This is a genomic window from Lentzea xerophila, assembly GCF_051094245.1.
Lineage (GTDB): Bacteria > Actinomycetota > Actinomycetes > Mycobacteriales > Pseudonocardiaceae > Lentzea > Lentzea xerophila.
In genome coordinates, this window is sequence record NZ_CP194934.1 from 5,642,545 (window position 1) to 5,657,335 (window position 14,791).

At 69.1% G+C, this 14,791-nt stretch carries 14 protein-coding genes; 3 read left to right on the plus strand and 11 right to left on the minus strand.

Features of this window, described 5'->3' with window-relative positions:
* Nucleotides 1–17 precede the first annotated feature (17 nt).
* Together ACRSBM_RS26915 and ACRSBM_RS26920 are read right to left on the minus strand one after the other, a co-directional pair.
* Entirely contained in the window at nt 18–707 is a 690-nt protein-coding gene (locus tag ACRSBM_RS26915; protein ID WP_434447258.1) for an ABC transporter ATP-binding protein, read from the minus strand.
* Nucleotides 704–1,798 (minus strand): ABC transporter permease, encoded by a 1,095-nt coding sequence (locus ACRSBM_RS26920; protein WP_434447260.1) that lies wholly within the window; start codon nt 1,796–1,798, stop codon nt 704–706. The genes ACRSBM_RS26915 and ACRSBM_RS26920 overlap by 4 nt, the downstream gene beginning before the upstream one ends.
* 237 nt (nt 1,799–2,035) lie before the next feature.
* Between ACRSBM_RS26920 and ACRSBM_RS26925 the strand changes: the two genes are divergently transcribed.
* Nucleotides 2,036–2,341 (plus strand): hypothetical protein, encoded by a 306-nt coding sequence (locus ACRSBM_RS26925; protein ID WP_434447262.1) that lies wholly within the window; start codon nt 2,036–2,038, stop codon nt 2,339–2,341.
* A gap of 5 nt (nt 2,342–2,346) precedes the next feature.
* On the opposite strand, the gene ACRSBM_RS26930 is transcribed toward ACRSBM_RS26925, so the two are convergent.
* The gene (locus tag ACRSBM_RS26930; RefSeq protein WP_434447264.1) at nt 2,347–3,060 is read right to left on the minus strand and encodes a response regulator; all 714 of its coding nucleotides are present in this window, start codon (nt 3,058–3,060) and stop codon (nt 2,347–2,349) included.
* Nucleotides 3,057–5,312 (minus strand): sigma-70 family RNA polymerase sigma factor, encoded by a 2,256-nt coding sequence (locus tag ACRSBM_RS26935; RefSeq protein WP_434447266.1) that lies wholly within the window; start codon nt 5,310–5,312, stop codon nt 3,057–3,059. Before ACRSBM_RS26935 ends, ACRSBM_RS26930 begins: the two co-directional genes overlap by 4 nt.
* A gap of 251 nt (nt 5,313–5,563) precedes the next feature.
* On the opposite strand from ACRSBM_RS26935, the gene ACRSBM_RS26940 reads away from it, so the two are divergent.
* Nucleotides 5,564–6,187 (plus strand): LuxR C-terminal-related transcriptional regulator, encoded by a 624-nt coding sequence (locus ACRSBM_RS26940; RefSeq protein WP_434447268.1) that lies wholly within the window; start codon nt 5,564–5,566, stop codon nt 6,185–6,187.
* 18 nt (nt 6,188–6,205) lie between these two features.
* On the opposite strand, the gene ACRSBM_RS26945 is transcribed toward ACRSBM_RS26940, so the two are convergent.
* From ACRSBM_RS26945 to ACRSBM_RS26975, 7 genes are all read right to left on the minus strand, one after another.
* Complete coding sequence (locus ACRSBM_RS26945; protein ID WP_434447270.1) at nt 6,206–7,741, minus strand: hypothetical protein; 1,536 nt, start codon at nt 7,739–7,741, stop codon at nt 6,206–6,208.
* A gap of 291 nt (nt 7,742–8,032) precedes the next feature.
* Complete coding sequence (locus ACRSBM_RS26950; RefSeq protein WP_434447272.1) at nt 8,033–10,060, minus strand: APC family permease; 2,028 nt, start codon at nt 10,058–10,060, stop codon at nt 8,033–8,035.
* Between the two features lie 198 nt (nt 10,061–10,258).
* On the minus strand, nt 10,259–10,855 hold the full coding sequence (locus ACRSBM_RS26955; RefSeq protein ID WP_434447274.1) for a response regulator transcription factor: 597 nt from the start codon (nt 10,853–10,855) through the stop codon (nt 10,259–10,261).
* Between the two features lie 14 nt (nt 10,856–10,869).
* Entirely contained in the window at nt 10,870–11,298 is a 429-nt protein-coding gene (locus ACRSBM_RS26960) for a pyridoxamine 5'-phosphate oxidase family protein (RefSeq protein WP_434447276.1), read from the minus strand.
* A gap of 4 nt (nt 11,299–11,302) precedes the next feature.
* Nucleotides 11,303–11,569: a hypothetical protein gene (locus tag ACRSBM_RS26965; RefSeq protein ID WP_434447278.1), complete on the minus strand. Its 267-nt coding sequence runs from the start codon at nt 11,567–11,569 to the stop codon at nt 11,303–11,305.
* A 119-nt stretch (nt 11,570–11,688) separates the two neighbouring features.
* On the minus strand, nt 11,689–12,519 hold the full coding sequence (gene melC2 / locus ACRSBM_RS26970) for a tyrosinase MelC2 (RefSeq protein WP_434447280.1): 831 nt from the start codon (nt 12,517–12,519) through the stop codon (nt 11,689–11,691).
* Entirely contained in the window at nt 12,516–12,899 is a 384-nt protein-coding gene (locus ACRSBM_RS26975; protein WP_434447282.1) for a tyrosinase family oxidase copper chaperone, read from the minus strand. The genes melC2 and ACRSBM_RS26975 overlap by 4 nt, the downstream gene beginning before the upstream one ends.
* Nucleotides 12,900–13,153: 254 nt before the next feature.
* On the opposite strand from ACRSBM_RS26975, the gene ACRSBM_RS26980 reads away from it, so the two are divergent.
* The gene (locus tag ACRSBM_RS26980) at nt 13,154–14,749 is read left to right on the plus strand and encodes a M4 family metallopeptidase (RefSeq protein ID WP_434447284.1); all 1,596 of its coding nucleotides are present in this window, start codon (nt 13,154–13,156) and stop codon (nt 14,747–14,749) included.
* Nucleotides 14,750–14,791 lie beyond the last annotated feature (42 nt).

Genomic DNA, 14,791 nt, shown 5'->3' on the forward strand with positions numbered 1-14,791 from the left:
CGAGCGCGGGCGCTTCCTCATCCGGCCGCGAGGTCCGCGGGGGACAGACGGCCATCCTCCATCCGGTGCAGACTGTCCACTTTGGACAGATGCGTGAGGTCGTGGGTGACCATGACTGTGGCGAGAGCCCGCTCGTGCGTGAGCTCCGCGAGCAGTGTCACGATCTGCGCGGCGCGGTCCTGGTCGAGTGATGCGGTCGGCTCGTCCACGAGCAGCACCGCCGGATCGCCGACGAGTGCGCGAGCGATGTTGACGCGCTGCCGTTCGCCGCCGGACAGCTCGTGCGGCCGTCTCCGCAGCTGACCTCCGGCCAACCCCACGGCATCGAGCAGCGCGCGGGCGCGGTCGGCGCGACCGCGGCGTGGTGCGCCCCTCAGGTGGCTCGCCAACTCCAGCTGCTCCGTCGCGGTGAGCGCCGAGATCAGGTTCGACTGCTGGAACACCAGCCCGACGCGGTCGCGCCGCAGCCGCGCACGAGCCTCGGCGCCGAGACCGCGCACATCGGCACCGTCGACGAGCACCTCGCCGTCGTCCGGAGCGAGCAGAGTGCCCGCGACGGCGAGCAGGCTCGATTTGCCGGACCCGGATCGGCCTACGATCGCGGTGAACTCGCCGGGACCGACTACGAGGCCGACGTCGTCGAGCGCCCGCAGCCGAGAGCCCCCGTCGGGGTAGGTGAGCGTGACGCCTGTCATGTGGAGGCTCATCGCGCGGCTCCCAAAGCGATCAACGGATCGACTGCCGTGATGCGCCACACCGCGAGCACGGCGCCGACCAGTCCGAGCGCCACCATCACCGCCATCGGCAGCAGTGTGGTGGTCACGTCAACGGAGAACGGGACGGTGCCGCGGACGAGCAGCCCCAGGCCGAAGCCGGCGGCGCCGCCCGTCCCCACCCCCGCGCAGAGCACCACGAGGGCTTCACCCAGCGCGTCCCGGAGCAGGTAGCGGTTCGACGCCCCCAATGCCTTCAGCACGGCAATGTCCGCACGGCGCTGCACGGTCCAGATCGCGAGGAACGCGCCGACCACGAGGGTCGAGATCGCGAGGAGGAATCCCTGCATCGTGCGTAGCGACCCGTTCTCCGCACCGTAGGAGGAAATCGCCGACGGCGCGTCCGCTCGGCTGAGCGTGCGCGTGCCGATCGCGCGGTCGGCCGCGGCGATGTCGGCGTCACTGGTCGTCAGGTCGATCGCCGTGACGCCCGCACGCGCGCCGCCGCTGCTCCCGCCCAGGGTGTGCCAGACGTCGATGGTGACCCAGACGACCGGAGTGTGGCTGTAGTGGCGGTCCGCGACAGTGCCGCTGACCACGAGCCTTCTCCCTGCGAGCACCACGGCCTCACCGACCGTCAGCCGCGACTTCGCCGCGAGCCCCGCACTCAGCACGACCTGGCCGTCGCCGGGTTGCCGCCCGGACGTCAGCGGCGGCAGCAACGCACTGCCGGGGCGCACGCCGAAGGCACTCACCCCGGTACCCGCCGCGTCCTCCTCGACGAGCCGGACCTGGGCGATGCCGAACGGCTCCGCCCTCACCACTCCGGGCGTGCCCGCCCACCGGGTGACCTGATCGTCGCTGACAGCACTGCTCTCGAAGGTGGGACTGGCGCCGTCCGCGGTGGGAGAGTCGAGCACCACGTGGTCCCCCGGCATCGACGTGATGGCGGAGGTGCTGTCGACCGACAACCCGGACGTCAGCCCGGACAGCAACACGACCAGCAGCGCGACGAGCGCGATCACGCCGGCCATGAGCGCGAACCGCCCTCTGGCGAAGCGGATGTCCCTCACCGCGAGGTACATGGCGATGGCTCCGTATCTCGACTGCGTCGACCGGCACCGGGCATATCGGAAGACCCTGCGTGCCCCGATTCCTTACGCACGGCGGCGATGGCTGGGCCGGATGACACAAGATCGGGTGAATTCTGCGGGAATCCACACTGGAAGCAGGTTCGTTGAGGCATATGCCTGAATGCCTGTCTGTCAATGGCCCTGCTAATCATTGCCCGCTGAACTGACCCCCCTCCCGAAGGTGATGCGTTGAACGACCGCGATGGCGACGGCCCGTCCCTCGAGAATCTGCCGGACGGCGAGTTGCTGCGACTCGCCCGCGCCGGGCACGCAGACGCGCTCCCGGAACTCGAGTCCCGGCACCTCCAGAGAGCTTTCGGCCTCACCGAACAACTGGCCCCCAAGGCCGACCGGGCGGCGATCGTACGCACGGCCGCCGATACGGTGGCGCAGCGCCTGCTCTCGGGCGGAGGTCCCGACGACAACTACGGCGACTACCTGTGCGCGGTGGTGCGCTGGGTGGTGGTGGGCAGTCCCGACGGCCACTTGGAGTAACGGGTTCACTCGATGTAGCCGCGCCGCATCGCCTCGGCGACGACCGCCGCGCGGTCGGAGACGCCGAACTTCTCGTACAGGCGCAGCGCCTGGCTCTTGACGGTGCTAGGACTCAGGTACAGGTTCTTTGCCACCTGCGGGATGCTCAGTCCCGCTGCGAACGACCTCAGCACCTCGCGTTCCCGGTCGGTGAGCACCGGTTGCTGCTCCGACGCACGCATCCGGATCTGGCCTGCGATCGCACTCGCCATGTCCGGCGGGAGGATCGTCTCGCCTCGCGCGGTGCGCAACACCGCGTCGCGAATCTCGTCTCGGCCGACTTCTTTGCTGAGGTACCCGGCCGCACCGCGTTCCAGCGCCCGGTACACCACGGCACCGTCGGTCACGGCCGAGATCAGCAGAACCCGGCAGTCCAGCTTGTCCCGCAGGATCGCCGCGGCCACCTGCCCACCGTCCATGTCGGGCAGGTTGTAGTCGACCAGCAGCACACACGGTGCGTGGACGCGCGCCGTCTCCAGCGCCTCTCGTCCGGTGGACACCTGGGCCACCACCTCGACTTCATGACCCCAGCCGAGGGCACGGGCCAGTCCGTCGCGGTAGATCGGGTGATCGTCGACGACCACGACCCGCACCTTCACGTTCGTCCCTTCCAGATAACCCTTCGCCGGGTCGGCTCCCGCCTCCCGGACCGGCGAAGGGCGTTCGTCCCATGTGGTCACGGAGTGCCCTCGAGGACGAGCGGTCCTATGTGCACAGTGGCCGAGGCGAAGCCGGCGTGCTCGAAACGCAGCTTGTCACCGTTCTGCATGGGCAGTCCCGGTAGTTCGGCCCACAACCGGGTCGTCCCGAAGCCACGGGTGCCGGCCGGCACAGCGGCGGGCGGGCGGTCCTTCAGGAAGTCCTCGTGCCAGGACAGCGGCCACCCGGCCACACTCCACCCGCCACCGCTACGCCCGATCGGCTGCGTCTCCCAGAGGGCGAGCCCAATGCGGGGCGACGTCACGGAGACGAGCCACGGGAGCGCCACCTCCGCGGAGGGCTGTGCCACGCGGTGGACGTCGAGCACTGTCATCTCGCGCACCGGCGCGCCTGCCCTGCTCGTGACGACGTGCAACATCCACCCGGCGCTGACTCCGGTTCCCGTCGCCGAGTGCACGTCGGCGACGGTCACGCGTCCCCCTGCGGATACGAGGTCGGTCACGTCCCGGTAGGCCGAAAAGGCGTTCCCGCTCCTGCTGACGTCCGCCTGCTCCGCCGCGATGACCCGGAGCACGTCCTCGGGTCCGCCGAATCGCACCCGCTCGACGGGGGCGCCTGGTGGCGCAGCCGACGCCGCCCAGAACAGGCCGGCCCAGACCACCCGCTCGTCCGGGGACAGCACGAGGTCGGCCTGGCTCGAGTTCGTCGTGTCCACCACGTCGCGGCGGTGCACCATCGGGAGTGCCGTGCCCTCGGGCACGGCGTCACCGGCCAGTGCGGCACCGCACCGGGAGTCCGCACGGTCGCAGGTCAGCGAACCGTTGCCGACGGTGTGCACCTCGCCGCGCGCGATATCCGCGTACAGCGCGGACGCCGCTGAAGGCGAGGGCGTCACCGGCAGCCGCGTGACGCGCTCGGCCGACAACTGCCCGGGCGAACTCGCGGTCGCGGTGATCCGAACACCCGTGGCAGTCCCGTCGACCCGCAGACGCACGAGGAACGTGCTGTCTCCCGGCACCGCACCGGCCGCGGTGCACCGCACCGCTGGTTCACCCAGCCGGCAGCGCCACGCTCGATCGCCGGACACGGCGACGTCCCGGACGTCCTGAACCGTCGCGCCCTCCAGTGCCAGCGTGAACAACACCGACGCGTCGGGATCTCCCTTGTGGACCAGTTTCTGCACAACCACGCCGATCCGCCCCGGCCGGAGATCGGCGTGCTTCTCGGCGGCCGGAACGACGAACGGGGACCCCGGCTCAGCCGCCACCGCGGGAGGCGTGCGCAAGGGATCTCCGGGGAGCGCCGACCCGCTCGGTGGAGATCCCGGCGGTGTCGAGCTCATTGGTTCTCCTGGATAGACCCCCAGCAGGAGGACGGTGGAGATCGTCGCCAGTACGCCGAGCAACCACGGGAGCCGGGCAGGGGCGACACCGGCTTCTGTCCATGACATGCGTGCGGCCAGCAGGTACTTCGACGCACCCGACGTCCGGAGGTACTGCGCGGCGACCGCCGCACCCCCGAGCAGCGCTGGCACGAGGACAGCACGCATCTGGCCGTTGACCTCGCGGACCTCGTCGGCGAGTTGCGCGCAGTCCGCACAGTTCGCGACGTGCTGGTCGACCGCGGCCGCCTCACTCTTGCCGCTCGCGCCGCGTACCCGTGCGACGAGCTTCGGGCGGATGGCGGCACAGTCACCCGCGACGCCGTCCTTGATGTGCTCGGCCAGATAGGCTCGGCGCAGCCCCTCCCGCGCCCGGAAGGCGAGCGCGGCGACGGCGTTGGCCTTGATCCCCAGCGCCTCAGCCACTCTGGCGAGTGGTTCGTCTTCGACAACCGTGTGCCAAAGCACCGTCTGCCAGCGCTCCGGCAGCGAGCGGAACGCACGGGTGACCGCTCCCCGCTCGAACTCGCCGACAGCGGCGTCCGTCGGGAACACGGCCGCCATGAAAGGTTCGAGGTCGTCCTCACTGGACTCCCGCTTGGCCCGCTCGAACCGGTTCATGCAGATGTTGCGGACCGACATCAGCAAATAGGGGCGAAAGGCACCCGTCGGTCCGCCGCCCGCCAAGAGGATCTTCAGTACGCGCTCGGCCGCCTCCGAGACGACGTCCTGGGCGTCGTGCCTGTTCCGCATCAGCACGACGGCGAGTCTCACCGCCGCGTCGCGGTGACGTTCCCAGAGCCGGCCGTACGCAAGCGTGTCTCCGCGCTCACGCACGGCCTGGACGAGCTCGGTGTCCCCGAGCTCGTCCAGGCCGAGCGACACCGTCACGCCGTCCTCCCACTCGCTGGGCCGCGCTGGACGAGTCGCGTCACAGCAAAGCCCTCACGCGTCACGTACCGACCGCGCCGCAACGGTTCTCACTCCTGCTCACCAGCCCACGCTAAGAGAGCCGCCAGGACCATCGCCGCGCCGAACGGGCAACCCCCCGTGCAGATCTCGGTGAAACTCATTGGCGAACCGCCCGTAAGCACTTCCCTCGAACGCTGTCTTCACCGATGAAACGAGGGCAGGAGGCACCCATGGACCGCATCCCAGTACACGTCCAAAGCATCGACGCGATCTCCAAACTCGGAGTGAGCGCCACGTTGCGCTACGAAAACGCGATCCGGCTCGTCGACGAGCACGAGATCGACGAGCAGACAATTATGATCATCGTCGGCGAGCAGCTCGACGAGAACCTGGAAAGGCTGCTGCGGCGGGCGCACAGCAGCACCCGCAGCCGGATCATCCTGGTGGTCGGCGCGTTGCACGAGGACGAACTCCTGTCCGCCGTCAGCTACGGCGTCTGCGCGGTCGTGTGGCGTCACGAGGCCACCCCTACGCACCTCGTGAACACGGCCACAAGAGTCGCCGCCGGTCAGGCCGCGCTGCCTCCGGACATCATCACACGGCTGTTGCGGCAGATCACCACCATCCAGGGACGTACGACCGCACCGCACCTGCCCTCGACCGCCGGTCTGGACGAGCGCGAGATCTCCGTGCTGAAGCTCATCGCGACAGGCCTCGACACCAAGGAGATCGCGCTGGAACTGTCCTATTCGGAAAGAACGATTAAGAACGTGCTGCACGACATCACCCGCAGGTTCAACCTGCGCAACCGCGCACACGCGGTGGCCTATGCGATGCAGCAGGGTTACCTGTGAGCACCGCGGCGACCACGGTCACCAGCTGCCCTCCGCCGCGGAGTGCAGCCGGGCGTCGATCTCGGTCTGGAGGCGCCGGTCGTCATCGGCCGCCTCGCGCAACAGGACCGGCAACGCGCGGAGCACCTTCGTGCTCGCTTCCACGGGGCCGATCGCGCGGTCCGCCAAGGCACTCAGCGTCGCCTGGGTGCCGGCAGCACGATGCAGCACATCGGCCGCGTCCGAGCCTGACCCGAACTCGTCCCAGCTGCGGTGGGCGGCGTGGTCGATCTCGGCGAGCTCAGCCACACCTGTCAGCAGTTCGGGGTGGTCCACGAGCGCGGCCAGCTCCGACAGGTCCGGCAGCACAGGCAGCGGCGTATGTCCACCCTCACAGGAGATGAGCCCCTGCCGCCAGTCGTCGAGCCGGTCCGCGCATTCGTCCAGGGCGGCGTTCTCAAGGATCCTCGTCCGGTCGACACGAGCGGCGACCGCGGCCACGATCCGTTCCAGCGCCTCGTACGCCCTGGCGTCGGCAGGCCACTGGACCAGTTCGTGGAACCGTTCCACCGCCCGCACGACGGACGCGCTGAGATCACGCATGAACTCGGGTTGGTGCACGGTGCGCAGCGGTGCCAGGTCAAGGGGATCCAGGAGGACACCCACCACCACATCATCGTGCTCCGCCGTGAGCCGGCGCCAGAAGGACCCTTGAGCCAGTACCTCCGCACCCAGCAACAGACGCCGGCCATCCGGAAGGACACGGACCTCGACCGAGTTGGCTTCCACCGGCCATCCGGAGATCACCCGGTGCAGGATCGGATCGTCCACCGCGGACGGGTCCAGCACGTCGCAGGAGGTGCCACGGGCGACGGTGAACGTCTCGTCACTCACCACCGCCCTGATCCGCGCCAAGCACCACCGCGCCACGAGCTCGAGCGCCACGTCGTCGGTGAGCCCGTCGGGATAGAGCTGTGCCCCTTCCTCCACAGCGTCCAACAGCTCAGGACGCTGTTGCCGCAGCACGGCGCGATCGAGATCGTCCAGTTCGGACAAGGCTTTGCTCGCGTCGACCGCGAGCCACGTGCCGTCATCCCACCGCCGGACCCAGTCCAGGGGCGCACGGGTTTCTTCCGGTACGGCGTCGGTCACGACGACGTGCCACTCGACCGCATCCGGGAACAGGCTCAGCCAGCCTCCGCATTCATGACTTCCCCGGCTCGCGCAGTCGGCCGGTTGCTCGCACAGGTCCCGCACCCGGTCATCCAGGTTGTAGCGGGGGTCTCCGGCATGGACCACGACGGTGCCGATCGGGACGTCGGAGGGCAGGACGTGAACGGGCATCACGGAAAGACGGGCATTCGGACAGGTTTCAGGAGCTCCGTCCTGCCCCGACACGAACGAACGGCCGGCACCGGCAGCCCCCAGCGCGGCGTCCGCGATCCGGTGCACGAGCTCGCGCACGTCTGGTACGGACGGCGTGCTCAGATGCAGCGCCCGTCCGGAAGGAACCAGCACCTCGACCGAGGGATCGACGCGTCCCACACCGACCAGCACGACTCGACGCGTGTCCATCCGACGTCCTCCCACCTCACGACATCGCTGCCCGATTCGACGCTAGGAGACGAGACCGTCGCGGAGCTTGCTCGTTCGTGCAGTTCGGCGCGCAGGTGAAGCCCCTGCGCGCCGCGTGGAAGTCGGACGCGCCGCCTGAAGCGTCGGGTCGCCCCAGGCCGGGTCGCTCCGACAACGGTCAGCGGATGAGCCGGCTGTGGCCGGGTGATCAGCACACGTTCGCGCGTCACCGAGCACAGCCAACTCGCGTCGCCTTCGACGACACGCTTCCCGCGAACCTTCGCCGTGGACCTAGCTGATCGGTCCCTCGTCTTCGACGTTGGTGCCGCGCGCGATGCCCAGCCTCAGGTCGCCGGGCCGAGGACGTTCGACCGGGCGGCGCGCGCTCGGTCTGAGGTGCCAGGGCACGTTCGTCACCATGACCCCGCGCTCGAACAACAACCGGCCCTTCAGCCGCAGCGCGCTCTGGTTGTGCAGCAATGCCTCCCACCACCGGCCCACCACGTACTCCGGCAGGAACACGCACACCAGATCGCCCTCGTGCTCCGCACGGAACCCGCGGACATAGGCCACCAGCGGTTTCGCCACCTCCCGATAGGGCGAATCCACCACGACGACAGGAACGTCAGGCACGACCGCCGCCCACTGCTCCCGCAGTGCCTCCGTCGCCGCCGCATCGGCTGCGACGGTCACGGCGGTGATCGTGGCGGGCCGGATCGCTCTGGCGAACGCGAGCGCGCGCAGCGTGGGCTTGTGGATCGCGGCGATGGGAACGATCGCGTGCACGCGGCCCACCGGCCGGTCCTCCGTCCCATCAGGACGCAGCTGCTCGCCCACACGGTCGTAATGCCGCCGAACGGCCGCCATCGCCGCGTAGCACAACGGGATGGCGATGACGACCAGATACGCGCCGTGGGTGAATTTCGTCGCGACGACCACGATCAGCACGACTCCGGTCAGCAGCGCGCCGAAGGCGTTGACGAACCTCGCTCTGCGCAGCCGCGGGCGGTCCGGTCTCGCCGCGGTACCGAGCAACGAGGTCCAGTGCCGGACCATGCCGAGCTGGCACAGGGTGAACGAGGTGAACACCCCGACGACGTAGAGCTGGATGAGGTGCGTCGACGAGCCGTCGAACGTCAGCACCAGTGCGCACGCCACGCCCGCCAGCAACAAAATCCCGTTGGAAAGCGCGAGCCTGCCACCGCGGGCACTGAGCTGCCGGGGCAGGTAGCTGTCCTTCGCGAGGATCGACGCGAGGAGTGGGAATCCGTTGAAACCGGTGTTGGCGGCGAGCACCAGGATGAGAGCCGTGCTCGTGACGACGTAGTGGTACAGCACTGTGTCATGACCACCGAACACCGCGGCTGAGAGCTGGGCGATCACTGTTCGCTGTGGTTCGGACGCGCAGTCACTCGCCAACCCCACCAAGTCGCAGGTGTTCTGCACGTAGTGCACGTCCGCGACGACGGCGAGCGCGGTCACACCGGCGAAGAGCACGACCGCGATGACGCCCATCATCGTCATGGTGCGCGCGGCGTTGAGCGCCTTCGGTTCGCGGAACGCCGGCACGCCGTTCGAGATGGCCTCGACGCCGGTGAGCGCGGTGCACCCGGAGGAGAACGCACGCAGCACCAGCAGGATCACCGCGACGGTGTTGAGACCGACGAGCTCGGGCCGGATCCCGTGTCCCGCGCTCTCGGCGACGGGCGGGGCATCCACCGCCATCCGCACGAAACCGACCGCGATCATCGCGATCATGCCTGCGAGGAACAGATACGTCGGTGCGGCGAACACACGGCCGGATTCCCGGACCCCGCGCAGGTTCACCACGGTCAAGGCGGCGATGATGCCGACGTCGAGCAACACGCGATGCTCGTGCAGCGAAGGAACCATCGAGACGATGTTCTCGACGCCCGCGGTCACCGACACCGCCACGGTGAGCACGTAGTCGACCATCAGGGCACTCGCCACCACAACACCCGCTGACCCGCCGAGGTTGCGGGACACGACCTCGTATGACCCGCCACCGCCGGGATAGGCGCGCACGACCTGCCGGTACGACGTGACGACAACGATCAGCAGGACTACGACACCAACGCCCACCATCGGTGCCAGGTGCAGGAAGGCGAGGCCACCGAGCGTGAGGATCAGCAAGATCTCCTGCGTCGCATAGGCCACCGACGACAACGGATCGCTCGCGAAGATCGGCAGCGCCAACCGTTTCGGCAGCAGCGCTTCCTCGTGCCGGTCGCTGCGCACCGGGCGACCGATCAAGAGCCGTTTGAGACGCGGGCCACCGGTCGTGAACGTTCTGATCACAGTCACCTGCCCCGGTAGCGGCGTAGTGCGGCGGGAGAGCGATGCCGCGACCCCTCAGCTGATCACCTACCGCGGCCGGCGCGCCCACGTCGTCGCGCGGTACCCCCCGCACCTGCTCTCCCGCCAGAAGCCACCGTAGCGACGCGGCAGCGGGTACCTCGTGCCCGTTCGCGCAGCCTGGGGCGCAGCGGCGCCGCATCACCAGGCAACGGCGGAAGCCTTCTCCGCCACCGGGATCAGCCCACGGGCGCAGGCGAGCGCCACGGCGTGCGGCCGGTTCTGCGCACCGAGCTTGGTCAGGAGGTGCTTGACGTGTGTGCGCACGGTCTCCGGACCGACCATCAGCAGGCGCGCCATGTCGAGTGTGTCGTACCCGCCTGCGATCAGCTGCAGAACCTGTGACTCCCGGGGCGACAGCACGTGTGGTCCGTGCGGCGCGATGTCGCGGATCAACTCCACCAGATCCGACCTGGACCCGCGCAGCGAGAGCACGGCGCGGACTCCCCGCGGCACTTCGACGTCGTCCGGGAGATCCGCAAGTCCTTGCAGCAACACCACTTCGGGACGGCGGCAGGAGTTCACCAGCAACTCACACACGCAGAGCTGCGGGTCCGCGCTGACATCGATCAGAAGGAGATCCACCTCACGACGCGCCACCAAGCGGAAGAGGGCCGACGCGCTGTCCACGACACCGCACCACTGCGCGCCGGCGATCACGACGGCCGTCGCGAGGCCGTCCGTGCCAAGCGAAGGCGTGCCGAAGCACAGTGCCCGCACAACGCCAGATCCGCTCATCGCGTTTCCTCCGCTCAGGACGCTGTGCGGTACCCCGGCCGATCGTCGCCCGGCAGTACGTACCCCTTCATCCAGGTGACGTTCATCGTGAGCAGCAGGTGATCATCCACCGGCGCGTCCTCGTCGACCAGCCGCACCCGGCCGAGTGCGGTGGCCCACCAGCCGAAGCCTCCCTGCCCCGTCAGGTCGTCCGCCTCGAACGTCGTCGTCTGTTCGGCACGCGCGGCGGCCACCAGACCGGGATGGGGCGGACACCGCATCAACAGTCCAGCTCCGTCCACGACGTGCTGGACGACCGACACCGCCGGGCGCCCGCCTGAGGTGAAAGTCAGCCTGCCGACCGGTACGTGTGCCAGCAGGTCGAAGAGCCTCGCCGGCTGCAGAGCGTCCCGCTCCGTCAGCGGCCAGGGAACGTCGTGGTCAGCTCGCCATGCCCGAGGCACGTCCCTACCGCCTCTCCCGCAAGGCTGAGGCGACGATCGTCACGACGACCACGGTCACCTGCAGCAGCGCGAGCGCGGTCAGCAGGCCACCGAGGACAATCACGACCATCTCCAGAGTGGACCTCGCGTCCGAGTACGGTCCGGCCAGGAGGCTCACCGCGACCACGATGGTGAATGCGAACACGGCGGCAACGGTGAGGACTCGGCCGACCCGACGGCAGACCTGCTCCGTCTGCGATGGATCCACGTCCAGCTGGGTCAGGGTGTCCAAGGCGTACTCCTCGACGGCGGAATCGGCTGGTTCGCCAGTGCAGACCAGCCGTCCACAAAGCCCTTACGCGCGGGACCCGAGGAATTCCGCCCCGTCCCGCGCCGCCGCCGTCACCTCACTCAGCCGTCGATGTCATAGGCGTAGAACTGCCGGTGATCCAGCATGTCGATCGGCCTGACGTCGTCCCACGGCCTCATCGTGTCGGTCAAGCCCACAACACCCGCCTCACGCCGTCCCGGCTCGTACTGACCGACATCCCCGTGCTCGGCCTGCCACCGCGCCCACAGCAGGTCGATGAAGCAGTGGTGCAGCCAGAAGACCGGATCGTTCGGGGAGGCGCCGGTCGCCATGTGACCCCCGACCCACACGTGCACGCGGTTGTGCAGGTTGGGTCCGCGCCAGCCTTCGATCATGTTGCGCAACCCGGACGCCGACGAGCTGTTCCACGGTCGCGCGTCGTACCGCGTCGCCGCGAGTGCTGTCAGCACGTCCTGGGCGCTGGGCAGAGTGGCTCCGCGCGCCGCGATCGCCCGGCAGAGGAACCGGCGGCTGTCCGTGCGCACCGTGATCTCCCAGTCGCCGGCGTCGCCGGCGAAGGGACCGGTCAGCACCTTGCCGTCGGACGGCCTGCCGTTGCCCCCGAGGAAGTCCGGCGCCCACAACGACGACCGCGGTGAACTGTCCGCGGTCCAATCCCAGTAAGGCAGCGTCACCCCGGCGTCGATCGACTGCAACGCCTGCTCGAAGTCCAGGAGGAAACGGCGGTGCCACGGGAGGAACGACGGTGCCCGATGCGCGACCCGGTCGCCGAAGTCGTTGTCGTTCATGACGAACTCGTTGTGGGTGCGCACGAACTCGTCGTACCTGCCCGACCGCTTCAGCTCGATCACGGCTTCGACGAAGCGCGTCTTCTCCTCGGCGGTCAGACTCGCCTGGTTCTTTCGCGTCACGCCATCGCCTCCACGCTCGCACCCTGCAACGACTCCGCGGCCGCCCGCGCGGCGGCAAGCAACGTCGGGAAGCGTTCGTAGTGGTTGGACGCGGTCGAGTAGCTGCCGTCCGCGTTGCGCACCACATGCAGCGGCACGCCGTCGATAGCGATCACCGGGAAGTGGTGGTGTCCGATCATTCCGTGCTCCTGCCGCTCCAGTTCCTCCTGCGCTCCGGGGCCACCACCCGCGATCCAGCGGCCCTGGTACCGCTCGGCGAACGCCCGTTCGCCCGCTGTGGCTGCCTCGGCACGGTCCAGGTGGTGCACTCCGAGCGCGGCCAGGCCCGCCGCACCGGCGATGCCGCCGACCACCTGCACGATCACCGATCGGCGACTCATCCTGCGTTCCACCGATGTCCTCCACCCGCTGTGACAGCCCGTCATGTTCCGATCACTCTCGGCCTTCTGGCGTCCTCGATCACCGGCCGTTCCGGCCATCACCCCGGTCACCGCGACGCGGTCCGATCGGTTGGCCGATCGGACCGGAGGCACACCGTGTGAGACGACTCGATCAGCTGGTATCGGCGCTCGGCAGCGCCGCGTAGAACTTCGGTCCAACGAGGCCGAACGGCCCGATGATCGAAGGAACACCCTTGCCACACTTGATGAAGCGGCCACTGCTGTCGCTCTCCTGCATCGCGCTCACGGCCTCGCTGTGCACAGCGACGGCACCCGCGGCCGGCGCGACCGACCTGATCACGGACTCCGACCAGCACCACGTCGTGACCTCGCTGAGACCGCACACGGTGAAGGCGACGTCAGCTGATCCCGAAGTCGCGGCCGCACAGCACCTGCCCGCCGTCACGTCGGGCTTCCACGCCGTTCCCGGCACGCTCCACCAGGTCTCGGTCCGCACGCTGGATGGGGGTAGCGCCGTGCGCTACCGGCAGCAGGTGGACGGTGTGCCCGTGCTCGGCGCGGAAGTCGTTCAGCTCCTCGACCGCAGCGGTGCGCTGATCTCCGCCCAGGGCCGGAGCAGCCGAGCCGTGACGGGCGCGTTCAGGAACACGGACCTCGGTGCCGTCGCCCGCGCCGCGGTCACGACCGTCGCCGCTCGGGCAGGGGGCGACCTGACGAAACTGGTCACAGAGCCCGCGCGACGCCGGTGGTACGACGCGACCTTGCTCGGCATTTCGGGAGACGGCGTCGCGCGCCCGGCACACCTCGTCACCGTCCGCGGTGCCGGGCACGGCCAGCGCTGGGAGGTCGTGGTGGACGACGCCACCACGACCGCCGTGACCGCATGGGAATCAGCCGAGTCGGTCAACAACCGCGTGGTCTGCGACGCCCGGCAGAAGGAGGTGTTCACCTGGTTCACGACGCAGGAGCGCCTGCAGGCCGACGTCCGGTGCGGCACCTCGTTCCAGCCGACCCGCGCCGAGGACGACCAGCCGAGCGGCGAGACCGACGTCGACAACGTCTACGACTACCTCGGGCAGACGAGCGCCCTGTACGCCAGGCATCTGCGGGTGGACCTCACGTCGATGCTCGGCGTCGACGTGGGTGACGGCAACGGCAAGGCTTTGCGCGCCACTGTGCGCCTGTGCAGCTTCGAGGAGGGATGCCCCTACCTCAACGCGTTCTGGGACGGCGAGCAGATGGCGTTCGGCGAGGGCGTCACCACCAAGGACGTCACCGGGCACGAGGTCACCCACGGTGTCACCCAGAAGATCTCCGGTCTGCTGTACCGGGGCGACAGCGGCGCCATCAACGAGGCTCTGTCCGACATCTTCGGCGAGTTCGTCGACCAGGTCGGCGCCGGCAAGCCCGCGAGCACGCGCTGGCAGATCGGCGACGGTTCGTCCATCGGCGTGATCCGCGACATGGCCGACCCCCGCAAGTACCGGCAACCGGACCAGGTCAACGGCGAGTTCTGGGTGACTGACTCGAACCCGCACCTCAACAGCGGTGTCGCGAACAAGGCCGCACAGCTCATCACCGACGGCGGTTCTTTCGCGGACGAGCGGATCAACGGTCTCGGACTGGACAAGTCGATCGCGCTGTGGTGGGCGGTACAGAACCAGCTGACCCCCGCCTCGACGTTCCGCGACCTCGGCAGGGCATTGGGCACCGCCTGCTCGCTGAACGCCAGGGCAGGCGTCGCGGGAACCACGGCCGCGGACTGCGACCAGGTGCAGAAGGCGGTCAGGGCCACCCGCATGGACGAGCACCCGAAGCCGGCGGTCTGAGTGACGTGGTGAGTGCTCTCGATCGCCAGAGCGGCCAAGAGC

Coding starts and splice junctions, on each gene's coding strand:
- ACRSBM_RS26915 (WP_434447258.1), bottom strand. CDS start 707: ATGAGCCTCCACATGACAGGCGTCACGCTCACCTACCCCGACGGGGGC.
- ACRSBM_RS26920 (WP_434447260.1), bottom strand. CDS start 1,798: ATGTACCTCGCGGTGAGGGACATCCGCTTCGCCAGAGGGCGGTTCGCG.
- ACRSBM_RS26940 (WP_434447268.1), top strand. CDS start 5,564: ATGGACCGCATCCCAGTACACGTCCAAAGCATCGACGCGATCTCCAAA.
- ACRSBM_RS26945 (WP_434447270.1), bottom strand. CDS start 7,741: ATGGACACGCGTCGAGTCGTGCTGGTCGGTGTGGGACGCGTCGATCCC.
- ACRSBM_RS26955 (WP_434447274.1), bottom strand. CDS start 10,855: ATGAGCGGATCTGGCGTTGTGCGGGCACTGTGCTTCGGCACGCCTTCG.
- ACRSBM_RS26975 (WP_434447282.1), bottom strand. CDS start 12,899: ATGAGTCGCCGATCGGTGATCGTGCAGGTGGTCGGCGGCATCGCCGGT.